We start from the raw sequence: 499 nt of genomic DNA on the forward strand, positions 1-499 counted from the left end.
GGGTGATGGTGTGGGTGGTGGTGAAGCCCATGGATTCGGCGGGGCCGTAGCCGTTGGTGATGGTGAGGTGGGGGTGGTGTTGGTGGAGTCGGTGGGTGTGGGTGGGTGAGGCGGGTTCGCCGCCGGTGTATGCGGTGTGGGTGGTGGTGAAGGTGTCGGGGTGTTCGTCGGTGAGGTAGTTGAAGAGGCTGGAGGAGAGTTGGAGTTGGGTGATGTGGTGTTTTTTGGTGAGGGTGTTGATGAGGGTGGGTTCGGGGCGTTGTCCGGGTTGGAGGACGGTGGTGCCGCCGTGGGTGAGGGCTCCCCAGAATTCGAGGCTGAAGGCGTCCCAGGAGACGGGGGAGCATTGGAGGGTGGTTTCGGTGGGGCCGAAGCGGGCGTAGGTCTGGGCGGTGAGGGTGGAGGTGAGGTTGTGGTGGGTGGAGAGGACGCCTTTGGGTTCGCCGGTGGAGCCGGAGGTGAACATGACGCAGGCGGTGTCGTGGGGGGTGAGGTGGGG

1 protein-coding gene is annotated in these 499 nt (G+C 65.1%); it reads right to left on the reverse strand.

Annotated elements, in window-relative coordinates; genetic code table 11:
* A partial coding sequence (locus E0D90_RS26020; protein ID WP_157996963.1) for an AMP-binding protein occupies nt 1-499 on the reverse strand: 499 nt, incomplete at both ends.

It is taken from the genome of Streptomyces otsuchiensis, assembly GCF_004305975.1.
Lineage (GTDB): Bacteria > Actinomycetota > Actinomycetes > Streptomycetales > Streptomycetaceae > Streptomyces > Streptomyces otsuchiensis.